At 40.0% G+C, this 23,219-nt stretch carries 28 protein-coding genes and 2 pseudogenes; 18 read left to right on the plus strand and 12 right to left on the minus strand.

Going from position 1 to position 23,219, the window contains the following annotated elements:
- Positions 1-33 precede the first annotated feature (33 nt).
- On the plus strand, positions 34-420 hold the full coding sequence (locus BFG52_RS14645; RefSeq protein WP_067557859.1) for a RidA family protein: 387 nt from the start codon (positions 34-36) through the stop codon (positions 418-420).
- A 300-nt stretch (positions 421-720) separates the two neighbouring features.
- Here BFG52_RS14645 and BFG52_RS14650 read toward each other — a convergent pair whose 3' ends face one another.
- The 5 genes from BFG52_RS14650 to BFG52_RS14670 form a co-directional block, all read right to left on the minus strand.
- A complete protein-coding gene (locus tag BFG52_RS14650; protein ID WP_067557862.1) occupies positions 721-1,470 on the minus strand; it encodes an ABC transporter permease in 750 nt (249 codons plus the stop codon).
- Entirely contained in the window at positions 1,467-2,648 is a 1,182-nt protein-coding gene (locus tag BFG52_RS14655; RefSeq protein ID WP_228703767.1) for an ABC transporter substrate-binding protein, read from the minus strand. Before BFG52_RS14655 ends, BFG52_RS14650 begins: the two co-directional genes overlap by 4 nt.
- A gap of 15 nt (positions 2,649-2,663) precedes the next feature.
- Positions 2,664-3,449 carry an ABC transporter ATP-binding protein gene (locus BFG52_RS14660; protein WP_067559614.1) on the minus strand — a complete coding sequence of 262 codons (786 nt, stop codon included), beginning with the start codon at positions 3,447-3,449 and terminating at the stop codon, positions 2,664-2,666.
- 176 nt (positions 3,450-3,625) lie between these two features.
- Complete coding sequence (locus BFG52_RS14665) at positions 3,626-4,687, minus strand: acyl-CoA dehydrogenase family protein (protein WP_067557869.1); 1,062 nt, start codon at positions 4,685-4,687, stop codon at positions 3,626-3,628.
- Positions 4,680-5,240, minus strand: a complete 561-nt coding sequence (locus BFG52_RS14670) for a carboxymuconolactone decarboxylase family protein (protein WP_067557872.1) — start codon at positions 5,238-5,240, stop codon at positions 4,680-4,682. The genes BFG52_RS14665 and BFG52_RS14670 overlap by 8 nt, the downstream gene beginning before the upstream one ends.
- Before the next feature lie 503 nt (positions 5,241-5,743).
- Here BFG52_RS14670 and BFG52_RS14675 point away from each other — a divergent pair.
- The 12 genes and pseudogenes from BFG52_RS14675 to BFG52_RS14725 all read left to right on the plus strand — a co-directional run bounded on the left by BFG52_RS14675 (position 5,744) and on the right by BFG52_RS14725 (position 13,765).
- A complete protein-coding gene (locus tag BFG52_RS14675; protein ID WP_081408719.1) occupies positions 5,744-6,499 on the plus strand; it encodes a hypothetical protein in 756 nt (251 codons plus the stop codon).
- Between the two features lie 126 nt (positions 6,500-6,625).
- Positions 6,626-6,766: a DinB family protein gene (locus BFG52_RS17010; protein ID WP_228703769.1), complete on the plus strand. Its 141-nt coding sequence runs from the start codon at positions 6,626-6,628 to the stop codon at positions 6,764-6,766.
- Positions 6,767-6,935: 169 nt separating this feature from the next.
- Positions 6,936-9,143, plus strand: a complete 2,208-nt coding sequence (locus BFG52_RS14685) for an OsmC domain/YcaO domain-containing protein (protein WP_067559620.1) — start codon at positions 6,936-6,938, stop codon at positions 9,141-9,143.
- A 1,213-nt stretch (positions 9,144-10,356) separates the two neighbouring features.
- Positions 10,357-10,782 carry a hypothetical protein gene (locus tag BFG52_RS14695; protein WP_067557877.1) on the plus strand — a complete coding sequence of 142 codons (426 nt, stop codon included), beginning with the start codon at positions 10,357-10,359 and terminating at the stop codon, positions 10,780-10,782.
- 59 nt (positions 10,783-10,841) lie between these two features.
- Positions 10,842-10,913: a hypothetical protein gene (locus tag BFG52_RS17390; protein ID WP_267284039.1), complete on the plus strand. Its 72-nt coding sequence runs from the start codon at positions 10,842-10,844 to the stop codon at positions 10,911-10,913.
- Between the two features lie 148 nt (positions 10,914-11,061).
- Complete coding sequence (locus BFG52_RS14700; RefSeq protein WP_067557880.1) at positions 11,062-11,403, plus strand: hypothetical protein; 342 nt, start codon at positions 11,062-11,064, stop codon at positions 11,401-11,403.
- Between the two features lie 115 nt (positions 11,404-11,518).
- A complete protein-coding gene (locus BFG52_RS17450; RefSeq protein ID WP_067557883.1) occupies positions 11,519-11,899 on the plus strand; it encodes an RHS domain-containing protein in 381 nt (126 codons plus the stop codon).
- A 34-nt stretch (positions 11,900-11,933) separates the two neighbouring features.
- Positions 11,934-12,108 (plus strand): annotated as a pseudogene (locus BFG52_RS17520) (RHS repeat-associated core domain-containing protein); the annotation flags it as partial.
- A gap of 390 nt (positions 12,109-12,498) precedes the next feature.
- Positions 12,499-13,113: a hypothetical protein gene (locus BFG52_RS14715; protein ID WP_067557888.1), complete on the plus strand. Its 615-nt coding sequence runs from the start codon at positions 12,499-12,501 to the stop codon at positions 13,111-13,113.
- Positions 13,114-13,189: 76 nt separating this feature from the next.
- Positions 13,190-13,282 (plus strand): annotated as a pseudogene (locus BFG52_RS17125) (IS5/IS1182 family transposase); the annotation flags it as partial.
- Positions 13,283-13,385: 103 nt separating this feature from the next.
- Positions 13,386-13,571, plus strand: a complete 186-nt coding sequence (locus BFG52_RS14720) for a hypothetical protein (protein WP_067557891.1) — start codon at positions 13,386-13,388, stop codon at positions 13,569-13,571.
- A 2-nt stretch (positions 13,572-13,573) separates the two neighbouring features.
- Positions 13,574-13,765, plus strand: coding sequence for a hypothetical protein (locus BFG52_RS14725; protein WP_067557894.1), 192 nt, complete (start codon positions 13,574-13,576; stop codon positions 13,763-13,765).
- On the opposite strand, the gene BFG52_RS14730 is transcribed toward BFG52_RS14725, so the two are convergent.
- Together BFG52_RS14730 and BFG52_RS14735 are read right to left on the minus strand one after the other, a co-directional pair.
- On the minus strand, positions 13,751-14,263 hold the full coding sequence (locus tag BFG52_RS14730) for a transposase family protein (RefSeq protein WP_067552569.1): 513 nt from the start codon (positions 14,261-14,263) through the stop codon (positions 13,751-13,753). The genes BFG52_RS14725 and BFG52_RS14730 overlap by 15 nt on opposite strands.
- Complete coding sequence (locus BFG52_RS14735) at positions 14,196-14,600, minus strand: transposase family protein (protein ID WP_067552566.1); 405 nt, start codon at positions 14,598-14,600, stop codon at positions 14,196-14,198. Before BFG52_RS14735 ends, BFG52_RS14730 begins: the two co-directional genes overlap by 68 nt.
- Positions 14,601-14,746: 146 nt before the next feature.
- On the opposite strand from BFG52_RS14735, the gene BFG52_RS14740 reads away from it, so the two are divergent.
- From BFG52_RS14740 to BFG52_RS17345, 4 genes are all read left to right on the plus strand, one after another.
- Positions 14,747-15,490: a hypothetical protein gene (locus BFG52_RS14740; protein ID WP_067557897.1), complete on the plus strand. Its 744-nt coding sequence runs from the start codon at positions 14,747-14,749 to the stop codon at positions 15,488-15,490.
- 417 nt (positions 15,491-15,907) lie between these two features.
- Entirely contained in the window at positions 15,908-16,339 is a 432-nt protein-coding gene (locus BFG52_RS14745; protein ID WP_067557900.1) for a hypothetical protein, read from the plus strand.
- Positions 16,329-17,390: a LysM peptidoglycan-binding domain-containing protein gene (locus BFG52_RS14750; RefSeq protein WP_067557903.1), complete on the plus strand. Its 1,062-nt coding sequence runs from the start codon at positions 16,329-16,331 to the stop codon at positions 17,388-17,390. The genes BFG52_RS14745 and BFG52_RS14750 overlap by 11 nt, the downstream gene beginning before the upstream one ends.
- A 23-nt stretch (positions 17,391-17,413) precedes the next feature.
- Positions 17,414-17,866, plus strand: coding sequence for a hypothetical protein (locus BFG52_RS17345; protein WP_067557906.1), 453 nt, complete (start codon positions 17,414-17,416; stop codon positions 17,864-17,866).
- A 104-nt stretch (positions 17,867-17,970) separates the two neighbouring features.
- Here BFG52_RS17345 and BFG52_RS14760 read toward each other — a convergent pair whose 3' ends face one another.
- From BFG52_RS14760 to BFG52_RS14765, 3 genes are all read right to left on the minus strand, one after another.
- Positions 17,971-18,705 (minus strand): SDR family NAD(P)-dependent oxidoreductase, encoded by a 735-nt coding sequence (locus BFG52_RS14760; RefSeq protein WP_067557909.1) that lies wholly within the window; start codon positions 18,703-18,705, stop codon positions 17,971-17,973.
- Positions 18,706-18,849: 144 nt separating this feature from the next.
- A complete protein-coding gene (locus tag BFG52_RS17130; protein ID WP_157758122.1) occupies positions 18,850-18,999 on the minus strand; it encodes a hypothetical protein in 150 nt (49 codons plus the stop codon).
- Positions 18,980-19,855 (minus strand): helix-turn-helix transcriptional regulator, encoded by an 876-nt coding sequence (locus tag BFG52_RS14765; protein ID WP_067557912.1) that lies wholly within the window; start codon positions 19,853-19,855, stop codon positions 18,980-18,982. Before BFG52_RS14765 ends, BFG52_RS17130 begins: the two co-directional genes overlap by 20 nt.
- A 183-nt stretch (positions 19,856-20,038) precedes the next feature.
- Between BFG52_RS14765 and BFG52_RS14770 the strand changes: the two genes are divergently transcribed.
- Complete coding sequence (locus BFG52_RS14770; RefSeq protein ID WP_067557915.1) at positions 20,039-20,956, plus strand: DMT family transporter; 918 nt, start codon at positions 20,039-20,041, stop codon at positions 20,954-20,956.
- A gap of 64 nt (positions 20,957-21,020) precedes the next feature.
- Here BFG52_RS14770 and ssb read toward each other — a convergent pair whose 3' ends face one another.
- Together ssb and BFG52_RS14780 are read right to left on the minus strand one after the other, a co-directional pair.
- Positions 21,021-21,602 carry a single-stranded DNA-binding protein gene (gene ssb / locus BFG52_RS14775; RefSeq protein WP_067557918.1) on the minus strand — a complete coding sequence of 194 codons (582 nt, stop codon included), beginning with the start codon at positions 21,600-21,602 and terminating at the stop codon, positions 21,021-21,023.
- Between the two features lie 51 nt (positions 21,603-21,653).
- The gene (locus BFG52_RS14780) at positions 21,654-23,018 is read right to left on the minus strand and encodes an MFS transporter (RefSeq protein WP_067557921.1); all 1,365 of its coding nucleotides are present in this window, start codon (positions 23,016-23,018) and stop codon (positions 21,654-21,656) included.
- Between the last annotated feature and the right edge of the window lie 201 nt (positions 23,019-23,219).

Raw genomic sequence — 23,219 nt, forward strand, 5'->3', positions numbered from 1 at the left:
AGAGTGGTCTATAACTTTAATCAGGAGAATATCATGACCCGTCAAGTCATCCATACTGAAAATGCCCCAGCAGCGATTGGGACCTATTCACAGGCTATTTTAGCTGGCAACACACTTTATCTTTCAGGCCAAATCGGTTTAGATCCATATAGCATGGAATTGGTAGATGGAATTGAAGCGCAAATCCGTCGCGTATTTGACAATGTCAAAGCGGTCGTTGAAGAGGCTGGCGGTAGTTTGGCTGACTTCGCCAAACTCAATATCTTTATGACTGATCTTGGTCACTTCCAATTGGTCAACCAAATTATGGGTGAATACTTCGCGCAACCCTATCCAGCGCGTGCAGCACTGGGTGTTGCGAGCCTACCCAAAGGTGCCTTGGTTGAAATGGATGGCATTGTTATTATTCCAAATAAATAAACTAGCCTGCCGCTTTAGATATAGCCTGCACCATGCGGGCTATTTTGTTTGTTCTAAAGCATCGCCATATCACATCAACATCCATGCACAACTCGATGGGATCATCGATATTGGACAAAACAATTAAGTAGCACATGAGTTCGCTAGAACTGCAATTCGGTAGAGCTTCTATTGGCTAAAACTTCTACTGGCTAGAACTTCTACTGGCTAGAACTTCTACTAGGTATAGCTTCTATTGGGTATAGCTTCTATTGGGTATAACTTGCAAGTTATCCACAATTTCTAACTGACCAACCTGTCTCAGTGTCGTTGCACCGCAACCAAGATTCGGTCCAGTGTATAGCCAATCAAACCAATAATTAAAATAATCGACAATAATTCGCTATAGTCCAAACGGTCACGGGCATCCAAAATAAAATACCCCAAGCCTGAACTCACGCCAAGCATTTCGCTGGGAACCAAGACAATCCACACGATGCCCAATGCCAAGCGTAGCCCAACCAAGATTTGCCCCATAATACTTGGCCAGACAATATGCCTTAAAATTTCTCCACGTGTGGCATCTAAACTATGCGCCAGTTTCAATAAATTGGGATCGACCTGACGTACCGCGCTGGCAGTATTTAAAATAATCGGCCAAATAGCAGCAAACGCCAACAGAAAATAAATCGCTTGATCACCAACGCCGAGCACCATGACGGCAATTGGCATCCAAGACAATGGCGAAATCATCCGGAGTAATTGAAAGACTTGTGAACTCAATGCATCGGCAATTTGTGATTGACCCAGCAACACCCCCACAGGAATACCCAGCACCAAGGCAAAACTCAGTGCCCAAGCGATGCGTTGCATACTGGCAGCAATATGATGATAGATTTCAACATCTTGTAATAGTGCTACTAACTTAGACAAGGTCGTAGCCAGTGCAAACTGTTGAAAAAATCCCTCAGCGATCCAATAACTTGCTATTTGCCACAACAATAAAACCGACAATAAGCCCAAGGTCCCAAAGGCATGATATGCACTCGATGATAAGGTCTGCTGTTTCATAATGCGAATACCTCTTGTCGAGTAAAACTTTCATCCAAACCAAAAGCTTGCATTCCCCCCAATTGTAAAATGGCATGTTTTACAAAGCGCTCATCGACCAGTTGTTGTGCTGCCCAGCGTGGATCTAAGCGCTTTAAAAAAGCTTTATTGCCTTCGACTTGGGTATAGCGCATCCGTTTAATCAGTTCAATGGTATAACTTTGATAGGGATAAGGCTGAAAATCGATTCGCTGACTGTGCCATGTCGCATGTTGAATCGCGCCATGCTGTTGATAATCGCGTTGTTGTTGTGCTGAGGGATCTAGCACCTGCTGTAATACAGGCAAAATATGTGGCGTTAAGCGAGGTTTATGCTGACGTGCCAATAACTGTGCGGTCTCTGCACGATGATTACGACACCATAACTGCGCCTCGACGATACTGCTAACAACCTGCTGTGACCATTGTGGATGCTGTTGTAAATCTTGCTCATGCATATAAACCACACAACAGGCATGTTGTTTCCAGACATCGCCTGTAAAACGCAGAATCTTACCGATTTTTAAATGCTCAGCGATGGCATTAAAGGGCTCAGCCACCAAATAACCCGCGATTTGACCACTCAATAATGCAGGCGGCATATCTGACGGTGGTAGCACCACTAAGCCGACTTCATGCTTCGCCAATGGTGCTTGCACTTGCGTCACAATATGTAACCCCGCATGATGCAGCATTTCTTGCAACACCACATTATGGATCGAATACCAAAATGGAATCGCAACGCGTTTGCCGCCTAAATCCCTCAATTGCTCAATCTGCGGAGCAACCGTCAAAGCTGATCCAGCCACATGATTCCACGCAACAACTTTTGCGGCAACAGCACTGTTAAATCTTGCCCAGACCGCCATAGGAGAGAGTAGGTGAATGACATTTAGCTCACCAGCAATAAACGCTTCAATCAATTGCGCCCAACTACGAAACAATATTGGACGATCAACCCTCAAACCCTGACGCTGGAAAATTTTATTTTGATATGCCACCAATAAGGGAGTGGCATCGGTAATCGGTAAATAGCCTATTCGCACGGTTTTTTGCTCCGCTGCTGACGCCGACCATGCTGTCTTGGGCAATAGAGCCCCACCGCCTAAAAGTGCCATCAGCTTTAAAAACTCACGGCGTGAATAATCCTCATTGAGCACACACATATCCTAGACCTAAGTTATATATTGTTGTAATTGTTGTAAAATTTCTTTTTTAATCCGTTCAGATTGGCGTTGACTGGGAACCGGTTTAAGTTGTCGATCAAGTTGCCATTGTGCACTGATCTGTGCTGGTTGCCCAGATAGAAATAAAATACGATCTGAGATTGCCAAAGCCTCATCTAAGTCATGAGTTACCAATACCGCGGCTGCAATCTGCTGCTGTGCGACCAGTTGTTGTAACAAGGTCTGCAAATGGTGACGATTCAACTGATCTAATGCACTAAAGGGTTCATCGAGTAACAGTAATTTCGGCATTTTTGCCAGTGCCCGCGCCAACGCCACCCGCTGCGCCATTCCCCCCGACAAGGTGTCGGGTTTGGCAGCATGGTCGTGTTGTAATTTGACACAGTTTAAGGCCTGTTGTACCCGTTGCTTGATCTGTGTGGCGTCGAGTGCTTGTTGCTGCTTAAAGCGCAATCCAAACGCAACGTTCTCTGCCACATCGAGCCACGACAGCAAGATGGCATCTTGAAACATGATCGCCAATTGCGATTTTTGCTGCGCCACTGCCTGCCCTAAAATGTCAATCTGTCCAGTCATGGCTTGATGTAAACCCGCCAAGGCAGACAATAACGTCGATTTCCCCACACCACTTGGACCCAATATGCTCACAATTTGCCCGGTGCTGACGGAAAAATTAAGTTTGTTTAAGATGACACGCTGCTTGCTTGCTTCGCGTGATATTTTATTGCGATGGTAAATTGTTAAGTCTTTAACATTTAATATTATTTTAGCCATCATTTTTCTCTAACTCTTTTCTAATTCGTCTTTAAATCTTTTCTAATTCTTTGCGAGTTCATCGCTAATTCTGTTCTAATTCGTCACTAATTCTTTGCGAGTTCGCCTCTCAATCGAATATCAATCAGTATGTTATAGGTTCGAGCCAATGTTGATGCTGTGATCCATACGAGAGATCATTGCTGCATCTCGCTTGATCTTGTTTTCAGCAATGCACTCTGTAGCTGTACAATACTGGGCGTCACAATCGGAATAAACGCCGCTTCGATGAAACGTCGCGCAAAACCGTCATCGTAAGCATGCAGATAAGCTTTACCACCGGCGCTGGACAATTCAAGTTGTATGGCTTGCTGCGACAATGCACTTAAGGCAATGCGTAGTTGAAATAGCTGAGCATGCTCAAAGATAAAAATCTTCTGTAGCAGCCCCTGATATAGTTTGTGGGTTAAATCCGACAGCCTGACCGACAATTGCTCGGCTTGCGCCAACAAATACGGCGCATGTTTATTGGCTTGTACCTGTTGCAGACATCGGCGTGTTAAACCTATGGCTAGCCCACATTGCAAGGCTAAAAATGCTGGGCGTATGTGCTGTAAATAGGTCACGGCATCATCACTCAAACGTGCTCTGCTATCGACCTGTACCTGCTTTAAGCTTGCAGCAGCCGTAGCACTTCCGCGTAGACCAATCAAATCTAGGTCAGCATGGCGTGTAAAGCCAGCCAGTGTTGACTCGACGATAAATAACTGCGCACCATCTGCACTATCGGCAGCGACCGCAACTGAAAAACCATCTGGATGAAAATTACTGACCCATGGCAATTTGCCTGTTAATGCCCAGCCCTCGGCATGGGCAACAGCATGAATCTGTAAGGGCTCAAGCCCAGAAAGAAACTTCATGGCATTGGACAATGCTGTTGCCCCAGCAAGTTTAGCTGTCAAGAGATCAGCCAAGGTTTCTCTCAGATGCACAGCCTCAGTATGCAAAATATACTCTATATACGTCCGTTGGCTCCAACAAACAAAAGCTGCGGTAAATGAATATTCTGCTAAGTCGGCAATGGTCTCGATTGCCGCCGTGAAGGGGTCACCCAAACCACCCCATGCCGTGGGGACACCATGACGAAAACAATCGGCAGCGGCCAGATGTTTGAGCAATGCATGACTCGGTTCCGGCTGTCCGGCATGCAGTGCATCAGCCTGCTGGACTAACCATTGTTGTAATGTGGCATCAAGCATCGGCAGGCTCCCATTGATAAGCGCTTAATTGGCTGTTTAATGGTGTACGTGCCAGGTTATTAGCATAATTACATAAGGTCGCTAAACTCAGCCCCAGCAACACATCCAAGGCTTGTTGTTGGCTATAACCCGCTGCAAAAAACGCCTCAATCTGAGCCGTTGCCACAGCACCTTTATGCTGTAACACTAAACCGGCAAAATCAGCCAAAGCATTGAGCGCTGGGTCTGCCAAGCTCTGTCTAAGGCGTAGGGCTTGAATGCTTTGCGCTGTCATTTTGGCTTTATGTTTGGCCAAGGCACTATGCCCTGCCACACAAAAACGGCAACCATTATGGGTTGCTGCAACCAGTTGGACCACCTCACGCTGTGCTACGTTGAGGCTACTTTGAGCATTAATCTCTCCCAGAAATTGATAGCTCTGCAATGCCTGTGCAGAATAAGCCAACACCCCGAGTAAATTGGAATGGAAGCCATTTTGTTGTTGTGCTGTAGTTAAGCGCTGCTGTAACGCTGTCGCGGCTTGATCAATGCGAAGTGGTGCAAAATAAGACATCGGTGGTTTTTCTCCTATCGCGCAGTTGTTGCTGTTCTTGTGACTCTTTAAGCAATATCCAAATTTGATCAGGCTTATATTGGAACAGGACTTGCGCTCTCTTGTTTTGTATTGCCTTGTTGTTTTTACTTAGTGCTGCTTGTTTAGTTCTTCCTGTCTAGTGCTTCTTGTTTGGTCTTTCTTGCTTGATTCTGCTTGCTTGATTCTGCTTGCTGAGTGTTTCTTGCTTAGTGCTTTTTGTTTGGTGCTGCTTAGCGTATTGGTCTTATTGTTTTTATTGGTCTAGCGTGGTTTGTCATGATTTGATGCACGGCGTGGGTCCCTATAGTGGCAAAAAATATGCTGCTGGTGCAATGCGACTTTGCTGATTTTCCCGGGTATTGATCTGAAAATTTGACATTATTTCTGCTTAGTCCTGCATAAAAAGAGATAAAAACATGGTGTCAATCTAGCGATCATGTTAAAAATAACGCAATTTCAAGATAAAAATATGCGGAGAACTTGTGAATATTAAACGCTTTGCGCTATTTCCCATCGCCCTATGCTTTAGCCCACTGCTATGGGCCAATGCCTTTAGCGAAACCTTTCAAGGCGCAACGAAAGTCAATTTAAATCTTTATCTATTTGCCGCAGATGTCAGTGGTCAGATTGGGCAAGGCAATTTGCAATATGATGTCGATCAACCCTTTAAAGAAACCCTCAAAAATCTCGATGACTCCTTTATGGCGCATCTTGATATCAGCAAAGGACAATGGGGTGTTTATGTCGACCGACAAATCGTCAAAACCAGTCAACAACAACACGTCATGCAGGTTCCTGTGGCGTTGGGTACTGAGTTAAATCAAAGCAGTTATGGGGTGTATTATCAGGCTTATCGCTCTCCTGAAAGCACGCAAAAAAATCGTGCCAAGCTGGTGATTGAACCAACTATTGGCATGCACCATACCAAGGCCGATGCGACCTTGGCGGTCATGCAGTATCAAACGGATGTGTCTAAATCTTGGGATGAATTTTTTTGGGGAAGTCGCTTTAGATACAATTTTGACTCACCTTGGAACCTCGCAGGCGAATTTAGTGTAGGCACTGAAAATACCATTTCTGCACAAGGTTATGTGGGGTATCGAATTCCGGTATTCAAACGTGATGTCAATCTACGCGCAGGCTATCGTTATTTTGAACAAGATTATCGTTCAGGCAATTTCCATTGGGATATCAAACAACACGGTCCGGTGATTGGCATTAACCTACCGATTTTTTAATCCTCAGATGTGATGCCCAGCATTCAATTTCAATACCATGTCTGGTCAGATCAACAGATCCTGACCATCATACCATAGAGCACCAGATAGTAGATCAGACCGTAGATCACAGAAATATTCTTTCATTTGAGCAATCATGCGACCTATCATCGTGGTAATATCGCGCATGCTTTACATCATGCAGATCTCTGCCACCCTGCCGATAGCTATACCGTATTTATTCATCAGGCTGAACCGCAACGACGACACAGCCGAGCGCCAGCATAGTGCTCTAGCAATAATGACTATTGATATCGTTCAGACTGTTCAATACACGCAATGATCGGCGAAGCCTTAGCGCTTCATTTTTGAAGCCAATTCTCGGATAATCTTTCTATTTTTTAACATGAAGTCCTGGGCAGTCCAGTATGACAGCGCAGAACAATTAGGTACCAGTATGGAAATCAAAGTCAATTTTCTCGACAACCTTCGGCTTGAGGCCAAGTTTGATGACTTCACCGTGGTCGCCGATCAACCAATACGCTATAAAGGTGATGGCTCAGCACCTGGACCTTTCGACTATTTTCTCGCCTCTTCGGCCATGTGTGCTGCGTACTTTGTCAAAGTCTATTGTGTAGCGCGCGATATCCCCACCGAAAATATTCGACTCTCACAAAATAATATCGTTGATCCTGAAAACCGCTATAAGCAAATTTTTAAAATCCAAGTCGAACTGCCATCGGATATCTCAGCCAAAGACCGTCAAGGGATCTTACGTGCCATCGAACGCTGTACCGTCAAAAAAGTAGTACAAACTGGTCCTGAGTTCGTGATTGAAGAAGTCGACAACCTCGATGCCGATGCCCAAGCGCTGCTCATCCCCAGCAATGACTTACACGGTGCAACCTGCATAAAGGGTAAAGACTTACCACTACAACAAACCATTGCCAATATGTCGGGAATCTTAGCCGATCTTGGGATGAAAATTGAAATCTCCTCTTGGCGTAATATCGTACCCAATGTCTGGTCATTGCATATTCGTGATGCTCAATCGCCAATGTGCTTTACCAACGGCAAAGGCTCAAGCAAAGAAAGTGCATTGGCATCGGCATTAGGCGAGTTTATTGAACGTTTAAACTGTAACTTCTTCTATAATGATCAGTTTTGGGGTGAAGACATTGCCAATGCGGCTTTTGTCCATTATCCAGAAGAAAAATGGTTCCAACCCGGACCCAACGATGAACTCCCTGTTGAAATCTTAGATGACTATTGTCTGGCTATTTATAATCCAGAAGATGAACTGCGTGGTTCGCATCTGTATGACACCAACTCGGGCAACATTGCACGAGGTATCTGTTCACTGCCTTATGTCCGTCAGTCTGATGGTGCAACGGTTTATTTTCCATCAAACCTGATTGAAAATTTATTTTTAAGTAATGGTATGAGTGCCGGCAATAGCTTGGCGGAGGCGCAAGTACAGTGTCTGTCAGAGATTTTTGAACGTGCGGTAAAACGCGATATTATTCAAGGTGAAATTGCACTGCCTGATGTGCCGACAGAAGTACTCGCCAAGTACCCAAGTATCGTCGCGGGCATTCAAGGCTTAGAAGAACAAGGCTTTCCTGTTTTAGTTAAAGATGCTTCACTCGGTGGGCAATTCCCGGTGATGTGTGTCACCTTGATGAACCCGCGTACTGGTGGTGTATTTGCCTCTTTTGGTGCTCACCCAAGTTTTGAGGTTGCCTTAGAACGTAGCCTGACCGAACTATTACAAGGGCGTAGTTTTGAAGGGCTAAATGACTTGCCCCAACCCAGCTTTAGCCAAAATGCCGTCACAGAACCCAATAACTATGTGGAACACTTTATCGACTCCAGTGGTGTGGTGTCATGGCGTTTCTTCAGTGCCAAAGCAGACTATGACTTTGTCGAATGGGACTTTAGCCAACAAGCGCAAGCCAGCAATGCCGAACAAGCTGAAGTATTGTTTAACATCCTCAAAACCCTCGACAAAAAAGCCTATATGGCGGTGTACCAGCATCTTGGTGCAACAGCATGCCGTATTTTAGTACCGGATTATTCTGAGATTTATTTAGTTGAAGATTTAATTTGGGACAATACCAACCGTGCTTTGGCATTCCGTTCTGACATTCTCAATCTACATCGTTTAGACGATGAGGCATTAGCGGCATTGGTCGAACGCTTAGAAGAAAGTGAACTGGATGAATATACCGAGATTAAAACCCTGATCGGGATCGAGTTTGATGACAATACCGTGTGGGGGCAATTGACCATTTTAGAACTCAAACTGTTGATCTATGTTGCCTTACAGCAATTTGAAGCAGCCAAAGATCTGGTCGAAGCCTTCTTGCAATACAACACCAATACCGTGGAACGCGGACTGTTTTATCAGTGTATGAATGTGGTGTTGGAAGTGATCTTGGACGATGAACTCGAACTAGAAGATTTTGAAGCCAATTTCCGTCGCATGTTTAAAGATGAACGTATGGATGCCGTGCTGGGCTCAGTCAATGGTAGCGTGCGTTTCTATGGTCTTAGCACCACCAATATGCAATTGGAAGGTTTAGATCGTCATTTACGCCTGATTGAAAGTTATAAGAAACTTCACCAAGCGCGCGCACGCGCAGCAGCTTCGACTGCACAATAAGCTTGGCGGTAGATCTAAAGCAGCTCTGTGAGCACCAGCAGATCAGATGCAAAAATGACACCGCCATACCAACTGCTCGCCACTGCGCGGGCAGTTTGCTTTTCAATAAGCATTTACCACAATTAAAATGATATGCCTAAAATAATATACCCACATATTAAAATTAAACGTGTCAATAGATCATTTTATTTTAAATCAGCATAGCCTCAGCGCAATTTATGCTCTATGATAGGCGCTATTCAAAAATTCTTTTTAGTATAATTTATACCAAATATTGATCGATATAATATGCAATATTCTAAAACGATAGCCCAATTGATTGGCAGCATTGCTCAAAATAATCGTATGCTAACGCTGAGTTTTCCCAATCAAAGGGATTCTCACGCCAAAACAAGCACTCATATGGCGAGGCAATACCGCGCATAATACTGGTGTAGGCGTCATTTCCTTTGCATAACATAGCGATTTCACTTCTATTGACATCCTCCCCGACCTAAAGGACATAGGTATGTATCTACACAAATATTATTAATTCGGTTAAATTGGAGAGCATGCTCTCCAATTTAACATTTCCAACTTAGACTCTCGTTTAACCAAACGTTATGCAGAGTTAGTCCGACTCAATATGAATCCAATTGCTAATCTTGCTCCGAGTATCAAAGATATTGCCTCTGCCCAAAAAACCAATTTTGCAACAACCTAAGCAATCTGGCGATTTTTAAATAACGAACGAATTTCTTTTCAACAACACAATCAACCTCTTCAACTCCTAGCATCGCAACAACTGATTGATTCAAAGAATAATTATGCCCTTGTTGCTCATGATTGGTCTCAACTTCAATATGTTCAACATTCTAATAAAATAAATAAACGACAACGCACTCATGCTTATGACACGGGATATGAATTACAAAGTAGTTTATTAATTGATGCTGATCAGGGATTACCTATCGCACCCTTAGCACAAACTTTATGTGATAGCACAGGACGTTATTCAACGTTTCAAGATTATGCTGAAAAGGAGAATCACCTCAATGCATTAATGCAGCAAATTGATCATATTGAATCAATGAACTTGGAGAAAAAATTGGTTCATATGATAGATCGTGAAGGAGACTCTATTGCACACCTTAGAGAGACGCAGCAAACTGCTGAAGAAATCCAACATAGAAAATCTTTAGGTTTTTGTTAGTTTAATAAAGAAGGATTAAGAATGTTAAGTCAAAAAGTAATAGCATACTTAAAATTAAATAATAGCTGGTTTGATGAAATAGAACCAAATGATTATGAAATAATTTTAGAGAAAATCGGGATTAATATAAATTCAGATTTTGGAAAATTCTACGCTTGTGCAGAAGAATATGCAGGCGGTTTCCATTCTAAAGACTTTGAATTGTGGCAAATTTGTTGGATGTATGACAATGGAGATTATTTAGAAATTAGAAAAATAATGAATAAGAATTTATCCCTATCTGACGATTACTACATACTTAGTGAGTTTGAGGGTGAGGCTGCTTATTTTTATAATAAAACAACACAATGTGTAGAATTAATTGGTTATTCTGAATCTGGAATAAAAAAAATACAGTCTTGGTCATCATTTAATAACTTCTTGGAATGGTATTTTAATCTAAATTAATAAAAACCGGTTTACATTATAATCATTTCCGTTATTATGACCCCGATGCTGGCAGATTTATTAGCCATGATCCGATTGTTTTAATCGGTGGCGAAAACCATTTTCAATATGCACCTAATCCAGTGTATTGAGTCGATCCGTGGGGGTTGGTTGAAAATCGAGGAAGAATACAAGCTTAAGGCTTGAAACTCGAACAATCTGTAGCATGGAATCAAGATACACCTTTGACTAGAGACCAAGCAAAACAGATGATACAGGAGTTAAAGAGTAAGTTAAGTAATGTTTAAAAATTATCTAAAAGACTATGATGAGTATATAAAACTTGAGAAGTATGTTTACGATTACTTTTTAGAAAGCATTGATGATAAAAAATGGATTACACCTTATTATCAAACACATTTTATGGATGGAACTCCTTTTTTTGATGCCAACCCTATTTACTCTGCAAAAAATTTAGAGGAAAATTATATTATAAAATTAATCATCGATGAAAATTCTCAAAAAATTATAAAATTTAAAAGTAATATTGATTCAACAAAATTGTATACCTATATTTGCAACATAAAAAAATTAAAAAAGACAATTAAGAAAATACAAAAAAAACATTTTAATCGCACATGAGCAAACACGACTGATTGAACAACGTGCTGTCTGGAATGTTTGGGATGGCAATCGCATTCTACAAGACCATAATGGCAAGCATGTCTTTACCACGGTCTATGAGGTCGATAGCTTTGTGCCCTTAGCACGATTGGTCTGGTTGGATGATCCACTGACCCAAGCCGCCAATGATGCACCAGCACTGAGCAGAGCGGATACTGAAAAGCTACAACAGTTACAAGCCCAAGCCATTGCCCATATCGGTGAGCTTGGTGGGGTCAACAGCCTCCCGACTGCCGCCAATGACGAGCCCCCCAGCCATAGTACCCATCAACTATATTGGTATCAAAATGACCATTTGGGTACACCTAGAGAGCTGACGGATCAGCAAGGTGATATTGCATGGGATGAGCAAAACGAAGTAGCACTTCGTTGCAGCGCAAGATCAGGTCTGGGGCAATACCGTGAGCGTGGAATGGCAAGCGACCGCCCAACAGCTCAATCCGATTCAGCTTAATGCTTATGAGCAAGCCTTTTTATTACAGCCACATCGTTTCCAAGGTCAGATCTACGATATCGAAACCGGTTTACATTATAATCGTTTCCGTTATTATGACCCCGATGCTGGCCGATTTATCAGCCATGATCCGATTGGATTACTCGGCGGCGAAAATCATTTTCAATATGCACCCAATCCTGTGGAATGGGTCGATCCTTGGGGGTTGGCATTTAAACTTGGGAATGTTGATGGCATTACCAGAAGAAAAGCAACACAAGGATATCTTGACTTAAAAACGTCAAGAGCAGCAAGAAGGGAGGCTATGAGAAGACAAGGTATTCCTACCTCTAAAAGTTATACAAGTACCCTAAAACTTGATCCCAAAGGTTCAATAGATTCTTCTGGTAGAAGAATGTACGTTGAACAAATAAAAATAAATGGAACTAGTGAGATTCATAAGTTAACAGTTCACCCTGAGGGGCACGTTTTTCCCGAAAGTAAAAATACTCCTTATAAGACTTATGAAAAAAACATTATCATGACTCTAAAGGTTCACATATAACATATGATAGCGGTTCCCCTCGCTCAACAAACAAATATTCAGGAGATGACTTCCGATGTTAATATGCAAATTTAAAAAAGTACCTGACTTTATAACAATTGAGACTAAGCTAAAGAGTTATGAAGGCTTTCTAGCTCTTGACAACAAAGAAAAGTTAAATAAAATTCTGCTTGAATATTTAAATAATATATCCAACAAAAACATAGAAATATATTTAATTGCAAGAGAACTAAATTTAATAGGGCACCCTAAAATGATTGATTTTAAAGGTGCTTTGGGATCTAAAAATCTACTAAACTATAATAAGAATAAAATTTATAGCGAAAAATTTTATCTAAATACAGAACTATGTTTTTTCGATATCGTACAGTACAATCCAAATAGTAGTGAGAATACAGAACTATTTAATCTAGGATATAATACTGATTTATGTTTTATAAAAGTACAGGATCAATATGTTTTTTTCTTAAATTTCCTAGATAGTAGTTATGGATTATTATTTTTAAATAACAGCTTCAACTTAAGCAAGAATTACGATGAGATTGATATAATTGAAGCAGAAAAATTCTATAATGATTTTCACGGGAATATTCAAGGTATGTTAGATTACATCACTTTTCTAAACCTTGATCCAAACTCAAAACAAGTTATAAAAAACATCAACAACTAGGGACAATTGACATTTTCTACAAAAAAAAATAGCGAGATAGTAAAATAAAATCACCAAACCTATTTTTACACTCACCATGCCTCGTACAATGTTAAATGATCAACACTGGTCTAAGTTAAAATCTATTTTTAGACGTTTTAATATTTATCTCAAATTAAATATACGAAATAAGGGCAAAATGGGTAAGTATAGATGGATCCAACTATAATAAAACGACAAATCCTGGACCAACTCACCAACTTCAATTTAAAATTAGTGAAGATGGATATAAAATGTTAACTCAAAATTTAGAGCTTTTAGATATCGATGCAAAAGAGTCTAACAAAACAAAAAAAATTATGCGAAAATCAAATGAGCCTGGAGCTTGCGGTATTGACGCAGACAGAATAGACGACTTTAATAGCACTATTATTAGCTTTAATATAGTAGAATTACTCACTAAAAAGAAAAGGAGGTAATTATGTTATTTGATTTATTTAAAAATAGTTCATTATCAAAATATATTGAGTATGCTGTTTGCGATGATGATTGCTTAGAGGTTTTTTTTATTGATAGTGATGAACTTTTTATCTTATGGAACTCTAATTTAGATATCAACTATGCTACAATCATCTCCAATAATATTAGACTTCCTTCATTAATCATTTTTTAAACAGCCATCTTTTTGATCTCCCGCCCACTCAAGGTTATATATACCTGCTAATAAATTGAATCTTAAATTTATTCTTTTTCGCCGATTTCTGTACACACAGGATAAGATTTTAAAGATTTTCATTCTTCCAAAAACATGCTCAATACCAATTCGTCTACGGCTGATTTCTTTATTGAATTTTTTCAGCTGCTTATCTAGAGCACACCCTCTTTTAGCCTTAAAAGGAACCAAGCAACCAAATCCAAGTTTTTCTATACCTAAATAGCCCTTGTCAACTATAAAAAATGGTTTAAATTTAAGATATTTAATACTTTTATTAAATATCTTAAAATCATGAACTCTACCTTTATCGCAACAAACACTCAGTATTTTACCGGTCATATAGTGCATTGAAACTTGAAATTTAATCGTGTGACGTTTCTTTTTGCCGCTATACCATTTTTTCTGTTTTTTTTGGACGTTGCACGAAAATCTCTGTTGCGTCAACGACAACAACATCCCAATTAGCTTCTTCTCGATCAGGCATTTGTTTGGGTAGACTAAATTTCCCTGATTTAATCAGAATATCTTCAATCTTACGGGTGGTTCGGAGTGCACTGGTTTCTGAAACACCATAATTCATGCCGACATGGAATAGCGTTCTATATTCCCGCCAATACTCTAAACACAAGAGAAGACGGTCTTCTAAGGGCAATTTTGGAGGGCGACCCTTGCCAGTATTGACTGGTAATTGAACTCTTAATTCATCCATCATTAAATTAAATGTGGACCAACTAATGCCTGTAAGTCTGCGAAACTTATCATCAGGTAACTTTTTAACGTCTTTATATCTCATTGAGATATTATCGCTAAGAATTAGATTTTTAGCTGTATAGTTGGTAATCAAACAGCTGTGTATTTTTTAATTTATGAAGGAAGTCTATTATAAAAACAGAAATCACACACTCTGATTGCGAGTCATTAAATAACATCTTTTTAACCATGAATACAATTACAACGATAGATCCCCAAAAAACCATGAATAATTTTATGAAAAACTATTTCTTCTTTCAATTAAATGCTTGTGAAAAATTAGAATCAAAAAAAATAAAAACACTTTTTTTTAAATTATTTTTATACTCACACCCAATGAATAGTAAAGACTACAAAACCTTTAAAATAAATAAAGGCAAAATAAAATATAAAGATATCTTTATAAGAAAATATATTGAAAACTATTATGACTTTTATTATAAAAACTATAAATCCTACTCGAACAAAATAAATATTTCAAAAGAACAATTGCTCACAGCAAAAAAGATTTCTTTAATGATTGCAGATATTATTGAATCAAAAATCAAAATAAACACTATCGACTTCAAAAATAAAAAAATACAACTTTATCTCAACGATGTAGGTGTTTTCTTAAAAGACTACTACAACGACAAAGAAAAAATATTTAAATTAATGGAGGATATTGCCAAAGAAAATGATCAAGCCATTCATTTTTTTTTACAAAACTACATTTGCTATATTGTCTTCTTCTCCCCGAAAGAGCTAAAAGAATTTTTTTCATATTTCAAGACTAAGGAATTAATTTTAACAAAGATTCTTAATTCAATATTTGAAAATTCCATTTTCTTCTACACATACATATTTAGAAAAATTAAAAGCAAAAAAATCAAAAATAAGATTATAAAACTGCTAGATAATGATATAAAAATCAAATATGATATTCATCATTAACTATATAAACAAGTATTTGCAGAATAAGATTTAACGTGTGACTTTCACTGTGAGTGATAGTTACCAATGAGTTTGTTGCATAAAGATTCACAAGTCCAATTTTCCCCTCACCCCATAAATTTAAGACACAACTTGGGTATTGGATCGAGCTAGTGCAGTGAAGACATGATAAATAAAGATTAGGTTTATTTTCTGCAAAAAGCTTAATGCTTATCATCATATTGCGCTCTTGTATCAGTGATCAATAATTATTCCACGTGGAACATGACAAATTTCTTCATCGACGAAGTCAAGTCTATCGATCAGAATCCAGCAAATTTCTAAATAATCACTACGCCTTGAAGTAAGAATACAATCTTAGCCAAAGACTAATCTGGTTATGATCATGCTTTTCCATTCTAAGCTAAGGATCTCAGCATGGTAGCAGGTTCACAAATCATTATTGATGAACAGGGAGTTCATCTACAAACAGCACGTATAATTCGCGCTCATGCCGCACAACATATTTTTCAGAAAGCAATTAAAATCAACACCGAACTCCCCATCTTACCAAATCAACAGCTTGATCTACCCTATAGTAATAAATGGGATTTTTATCACTTATTCTACCCTCTCACCTTCTCAACGGTACATTACAAACTTATCAATACAAAAAATCAAAGCTTCAGTACGGGTCAGTTAGATGAACATGGACGTACTGCACGCATTCATCATGCACAAGCTCAACAGTACAATATTTTAGTTGGTCCGACTCAAGCATGGACTGTTTCAATAGATGATGGTGATCAAGAGCAGACTCTTTCTTATGTATGCTCTGCACATTTATCAGGACGCGCTCATGACGAATAGTTTGGCAATGATCCGATTTCTAGATGCACTCGATCAGCCTATAGCAGGATTGGCACATCAGCTTTGGGTTGGAAAAACCCTTATCTCAGACCACCTTAGTAACGCACAGGGAGAATCCGTTTGGATTCAACGCCCCTTAGGCACTGTTGTGGATATTCGAGTTCGCAATATCACTGGTGATTATCAATCACAATGCACGCTTACCTTATCTCGCGCAAAAGCCAGTTATATTGTCCGTAGCTCAAAACTTTTACTGCAAGCAGCACTGCTTATTCGCAAGATTCAGCCCATTGGAGAATATGTACGCTCCACCTATGTGGTCAAGGCTGGAGATACTTTATCAAGTATTGCCCTTTCCCAACACAGTACAGTGGCTGAAATAGAAATATTAAATAACCTAGAACCACATAGCTTAATTTATCCCAATCAAATTCTTAAAATCCCCCACAAAAAAGACACTCATATTTCAAATAATGCCCCAATATTACAACAACAAAACTCGAAACATAAAACTGAAACACCAGTTGTTCAAGTGCAAGCGACCAAACCTGTCAATACATCTGCACTATTAGCACAAGCCTGCGGAGGTGAAAAACACTATCAACGTAGCTTGGCACGTATTGCTGAATTACACCCAAGTTATCAAGCCAAAGTCATTCAATTAATCAATACCGGTTTTCAAACATTAGGTATTACTTGGGTCATTACAGATGGCTATCGCAGTCCAACCGCTCAAGGTGCTCTCGCCAAAAACGTCACCAATGCCGGTCCACTGCAAAGCTATCATCAATACGGCTTAGCCATTGATGTAGTTTCTGTACGACAAGGTGAAATCACTTATCTTAAAAATGATCAACAATCGGTCCGTGATAGTCAGGCACTCGGTCCCATTGGTGAGCAACTCGGACTCGTGTGGGGTGGTCGTTTTCAAGGTAAAAATGGTCCTGATTATCCACATTTTGAATTACATCCCAATGCCAAAACTTGGCGTGATCTTAAACCACAACTACTTCAGTTAGGCATACAAAACTATAAAAAATTAGTATTTTAAATCAATATCTTGAAGATAAAACTATGATAAAGAACATCCTACTCGCCTGTTTGTTTTTATCTTGCGACCTATTTGCTGCAGCGCCTTTAAGTATGCAAGGTGAGGAAATTGCTCAGCACTACATGCCACATCAACATTTCGTGATTGCAGCAGTCTATGAAAATGATACCGTTTTACCTAAACACGCCCAACTCTATGTACTGGATGCACAGCATTGTGTCATTGTTGCACGTCTCAATAATGAATCTGGTTTTGGTGGCTATGAAGATATAATCTACTTCCATCATAAAAAAATCATTCGCGCAACAAAACGTGCTTTTGCTTCCATCTTTTTAGATGATGCAGCACAGCAAAAATCAAAAAAAATACGCTATAGAAACTATTTACAAGATAAAACTGTTCAGCAAGGGCTAATTGCAGACTTCCAGTTATATCAAAAACAAATGTCCGCTCAAAGTCTCGCTATGTGTCGTTAAATACCAAATTTGCACAGCAGTAAAGAGCAGGCTATCCTCTTTATGATCGGTGCCAATAGAATACTATCCACATGCATCACAGCATATTCATCCTAATCTTCTCACTAAATCCGAACGTAATCCGTTGCCGCACCATCTACCAAAATTTGACTACCCGCCACAAAGCTTGCGCGTGGGCTACAAATAAAAGCAACAACATTGGCAATTTCTTGCGGCGTACAAAAACGTCCCATCGGATTAGCATCTAATGTGGCTTGATAAACCTCAGTCGCTGCATGCTTCATATTGTCCCAAAAACCATTTTCAACAAAGGTATCTCCTGGTGCCACAACATTGACGCGAATCCCTTCAGTAACCAACTTTTTCGCCATCGACTTCATATAATGTGTCATGGCTGCTTTTACAGCGCCATAGGCTTCAAAACCTGGTGTCGCAAAACCACTCGCTTTTGATCCAATATAAGTAATCGCACCAAATTTTGAAGCTTTTAAATAAGGAATCGCAGTCTCAACACAATGAATAGTTGACTGCATATCCAAAGCAATTGAGTGCTGCCAATCTGCCGATATTGCACTGACATTGGCAACCAAAATATCAAAATGCCCCAAGCTTTCAAACCATGCTTCAAGCGCTGCATATTGCGTGACATCCAATGCTTTGCCGACAACCTGATCTGTTGAACAGTTTAATTGCTTTAATAATCGATCAACATTGTCCTGCGAACGTGAACAAAATGCGACGAAACAGCCTTCCTCTAACAAAGTACGAACAATCGCCTCACCAATACCTGCCGTGCCACCTGTTACTACCGCACGTTTTCCTTTTAGACCTAAATCCATCTTGCCATCCTCCAATATTGCACAATGATTGCGTTGAATTAAATCATTCAAAAGCTATCGCTCAATATAGCAGTTCAAAAAGCGCAGATCGTTCCCAAATATGCAATGTATTATTGTGTTTTATGCAAGACAGCTGTCACAGCATCACTCGCCATAACCACTCAGTTTTTTTTCAATATGTCGGTCAGAGCAATCACAAAGCGCCATCCCCAATCCAATCAATTGCAATAAATCAGTTGCAATTTGCAGACGGCGATAACGGATTGCCATAATATCAACGGCTACTTTTTCCACTTTTTCTTATTTGAGACGGAGAATACCCAAATTGTTTTTTAAAGCGATTGCTAAAATGACTACTGGAACTGAAGCCATATTGTTCTGAAATATCAATGATATGAGCTGAAGTCTGTTGTAAAGCTTGGTGGGCCAATTCAAGACGGCGTTGCATCACATATTGATGCGGTGGTATCTGCATAGATTGTTTAAACATATGCGCAAAATGATATTCACTCAGCTGTGTTTGTTGCGCCAAATCCGATAAAGTTAAACTTTGCTGAATATGCTGATCAATCCATTCTAATAAATGTTTAAGCACATAAGGTGACAAGCCACCTTTGATCTCAGGTGCTTGCCACTGCACAGCGCTATAATTTTGAATCAAATGATTGAGCAATAACGTAGTAGCTGTACTCATTTGCAAGTGATTTTCATGATAGTGCCAAGCTGTATTTAATAGAAAGTGACGATAGATAATGGCAATCTGTGGATCTGCCACAAAAATTTGTGGATTTAAAATAATTTGACTCGGCTCACGATCCCACACCTGCTGAGCTATGCGTTGCAGGTGTTGCTTAGTGTAATACAGATGTACAAAAGTAAGCGGATCACGTAGATCCCATGTCGACTCAAAATCTTGCGGCATCAAACACATCCGGTCTGGTCCACCCCCGTTATGCCAGCCTTGAGCAGTCTTTTGATAACTGTGATAACCCCCTTGAATATATAGACTAAGTGTGTGGTGATCACTGCAGACACTGACGCGGTCTTGATTATTTTGCCACATGGCGAGTTGCATACCAGAACCTAACTCAACCGAATCAAGCAGTTGAGCTTTATACTGTTGCAACTGTTCTAGAATCTGATATGCCATCTTCTATACGTCGTACCCAATTGAAGATTTAATGTAGCGCTTTCAGGCTACTTTATCATTGATATAAGAAAGTTAGTAGCAAGAAAGCGCAAGTCCATGATAATGACCACAAGGAAATGCAAGAAATAAATACCATCAATCACGCAAAATAGTACCGATCATTTGAGTTCGGTTAAAAAGAGTATGAATGCGCTTCTATATGCTTTGGTTGTCTTAATCTGGGGAACAACATGGATTGCCATCAGTCTGCAGCAGCAAAGTGGTATATCGGTTCATGTGGCAGTATTTTGGCGTTTCTTTATTTCAGCTTTCATCCTCTTTGTCTTTATGGCTTTGTGCCGAAAGCTGCAAAAACTAGCGTTAAAAGATCATCTATTTTGTATGCTGCAAGCTTGCTGTATTTTTGGATTTAACTTTGTTTGTTTTTACTATGCCGTTCAATATATCAGCAGCGGTTTGGAAGCTGTTATTTTTTCTATGGCGGTAATTTTCAACACACTTAATGCCAAAATTTTCTTTAAACAACAAATCTCCAGATGTTTTTATCCTGCGACTTTGCTCGGTGGGCTGGGTATTATTGCCTTATTCTGGCATGATCTGATCGGGAGTAGCTTAAATCAACATACCCTCATCGGCATCGCACTTTGTGTGCTCGGAACCTATGGTTTTTCTTTGGGTAATATGATCAGTACGCGCCACCAAAAACAAGGGCTCGATATTTTTAGCACCAATGCATACAGCATGCTATACGGTTCGATCATCATGGCCGGTATTGCTGGACTAAAACAGGATATATTTTTTCCAAGCATGCACTTCAGTGCGGTGAGTGCTTTAGTATATTTAGCTATTTTTGGCTCAGTGATTGGCTTTAGCATTTATTTTTATTTAGTTGGTCGAATTGGTGCAGCGAAGGCTGCTTATAGTACCTTGTTATTTCCATTGGTCGCTTTGCTTATTTCTACACGCTGGGAAGGTTATCAATGGCATATAAATGCTGTGGTCGGCGTCATTTTGATTTTATGCGGTAATGCGATTTTCTTTATCAAATGGTCCAATTTTAGACTGCCGCGCATAGCTCACCGACGCTCCGCAAAAAGATAATAAAAAAGAACCTGATAGATGTCAGGTTCTTTTCAATAAATACAATAATTAAGTATTGTACAAGTTAGAACGGTAAATCATCATCCAAATCTACCGGAGCAGCAGCAGGTTGTGGTGCAGCTTTCGGTGCATTATAACCTGTTTGTGCTGGCGCGGCTGGTTGAGCATAGCCGCCACCTGCAGGTGCTTGGTTATAACCAGTGTTATTGGGCTGATTGTTATAACCGCCTTGTTGTGCTGGCGCATTATTGTTAAAGCGCGGTGTATTATAAGCAGCTTGATCACCATAGCCGGCTTGATCGCCACCACCCTGACGTGAATCTAACATTTGCATCTGCTCACCACGAATTTCTGTGGTGTAACGCTCTTGACCATTTTGATCAGTCCACTGACGCGTACGCAATGAACCTTCAATATAGACTTTCGAACCTTTACGCAAATATTGTTGTGCAATTTCACCTAAGCGGTTATGTAACACAATACGATGCCATTCTGTTTGTTCTTTACGTTCGCCAGTATTTTTGTCTGTCCAAGACTCACTGGTTGCAATTGAAAACTGCGTGAGTGACCCACCGTTAGGGAAAGTTTTGGTTTCTGGATCACGGCCTAATGTACCAACTAATATGACTTTATTAATACCACGCATGAGCTTACATCTTCCTATTCATTTCTATGTTTGACTTTATAAGAGTTATGTTCAAAAGGCTACCTCTTTACCGCACAAGTGCGTTAACGCTTGTCGCGCTGTAGCATCAATTTCTCGCTTATCAACTTTGACGTAGGCTACGTTCTGTTCAGCCATAATCACAACTTCTTCAATACCATGAATCTTGAGTAATTGAGAAGCCCATTGATCTGTTGCCTGCTGTTCTGGCAAGTCCAAAACGATAGAACTTAAATAACGAGGCTGCGCCAGACCAAAGCAAATCAACAGCCAAATTATAGCAATAGCTGCCAGTACACTCCATCCAATTGCGGTGTTATTCAGCATAATTAATTGGCCACCAAGCGTGCCACCGAGGAAGGCACCAAGAAATTGGCCACTGGCATTAACGCCCATTGCTGTCGCTTTAGATTGAATCGGTGCAACTTTGGATAACCATGATGGCAACAAAGCTTCCATCACGTTGAAAGCGATAAAGAACAAACCCATACCAAAAATCAGAACATATTTAGACTGATTTCCAAATATTAAAACAACCAATCCCGCAATAATTGCCGCAATAGCTGTCAAAAAAATACCGCGCATTTTACGATATTTTTCAGCCAAAATAATGCTTGGAAAGGCAAAAAATAAACTAATCACCAATAAAGGCAAATAAATCCAGCCATGATGCGCTAGAGGGATACCGGCATACTGAATTAACTGTGATGGAATATAAATAAACATCGCAGTTAATAATAAATGCAACATAAAGACCGAAACATGTAAGCGATTAAGATCGCCCATTTTTAAAACTTCAGCCAGTTGCTTCAAATAGTCTTGATTAAAATTTCGATGGTGCCTAGTGGTTTTTGGAACCATGAGCAACATGAGGATTGCAACCAATCCCATGATGGTCGTGACCCAAAATAAACCAGAAATCCCAACTTTAGCACTGAGCCAAGGACCTAAACTAAATGCCACCACAAAGGACAAACCAATGCTCATCCCCATCATTGCCATGGCTTTGGTACGTTGTTGCTCACGTGTCACATCAGACAACAACGCCATCACCACGGCAGAAACCGCCCCTGCACCGGCAATGGCACGACCAATAATCACACCATAAATACTTTCAGACAGTGCCGCGATCGCGCCGCCTAAAGAAAATAATAACAGCCCAATAATAATCAGGCTTTTACGATTATAACGATCAGCCCATAAACTAAAGGGAATTTGTAAAATTGCTTGGCTTAATCCATAAATACCAACAGCTAGCCCAATCAATACGGGGGTGGCATGTTGATATGATTGACCTGCGATTGAAAATACAGGAATTATCATGAACAAGCCCAACATGCGTAATGCAAAAATACTGCTCAGTGCAGCAGTGGAGCGACGTTCTAAAGCATTCATCATATCAATCGTGGGAAAGACTATAAATATATGCTGCTATCATCGCATATTGGTATGGCTTTGTGCGAATATTTTCATAGCGCAACATGCTTTTATTAGCCGTATAAAACTTAAATATTTATACAGTTTTTGCTCAAATCACAGTGATATTTTTATGCATGTTAAAATTTAAAAAATCGACTTATCTCATGTGTACAGCGGTTC

Origin of the sequence: Acinetobacter larvae (assembly GCF_001704115.1) — a bacterium.
GTDB classification, from domain to species: Bacteria; Pseudomonadota; Gammaproteobacteria; order Pseudomonadales; family Moraxellaceae; genus Acinetobacter; species Acinetobacter larvae.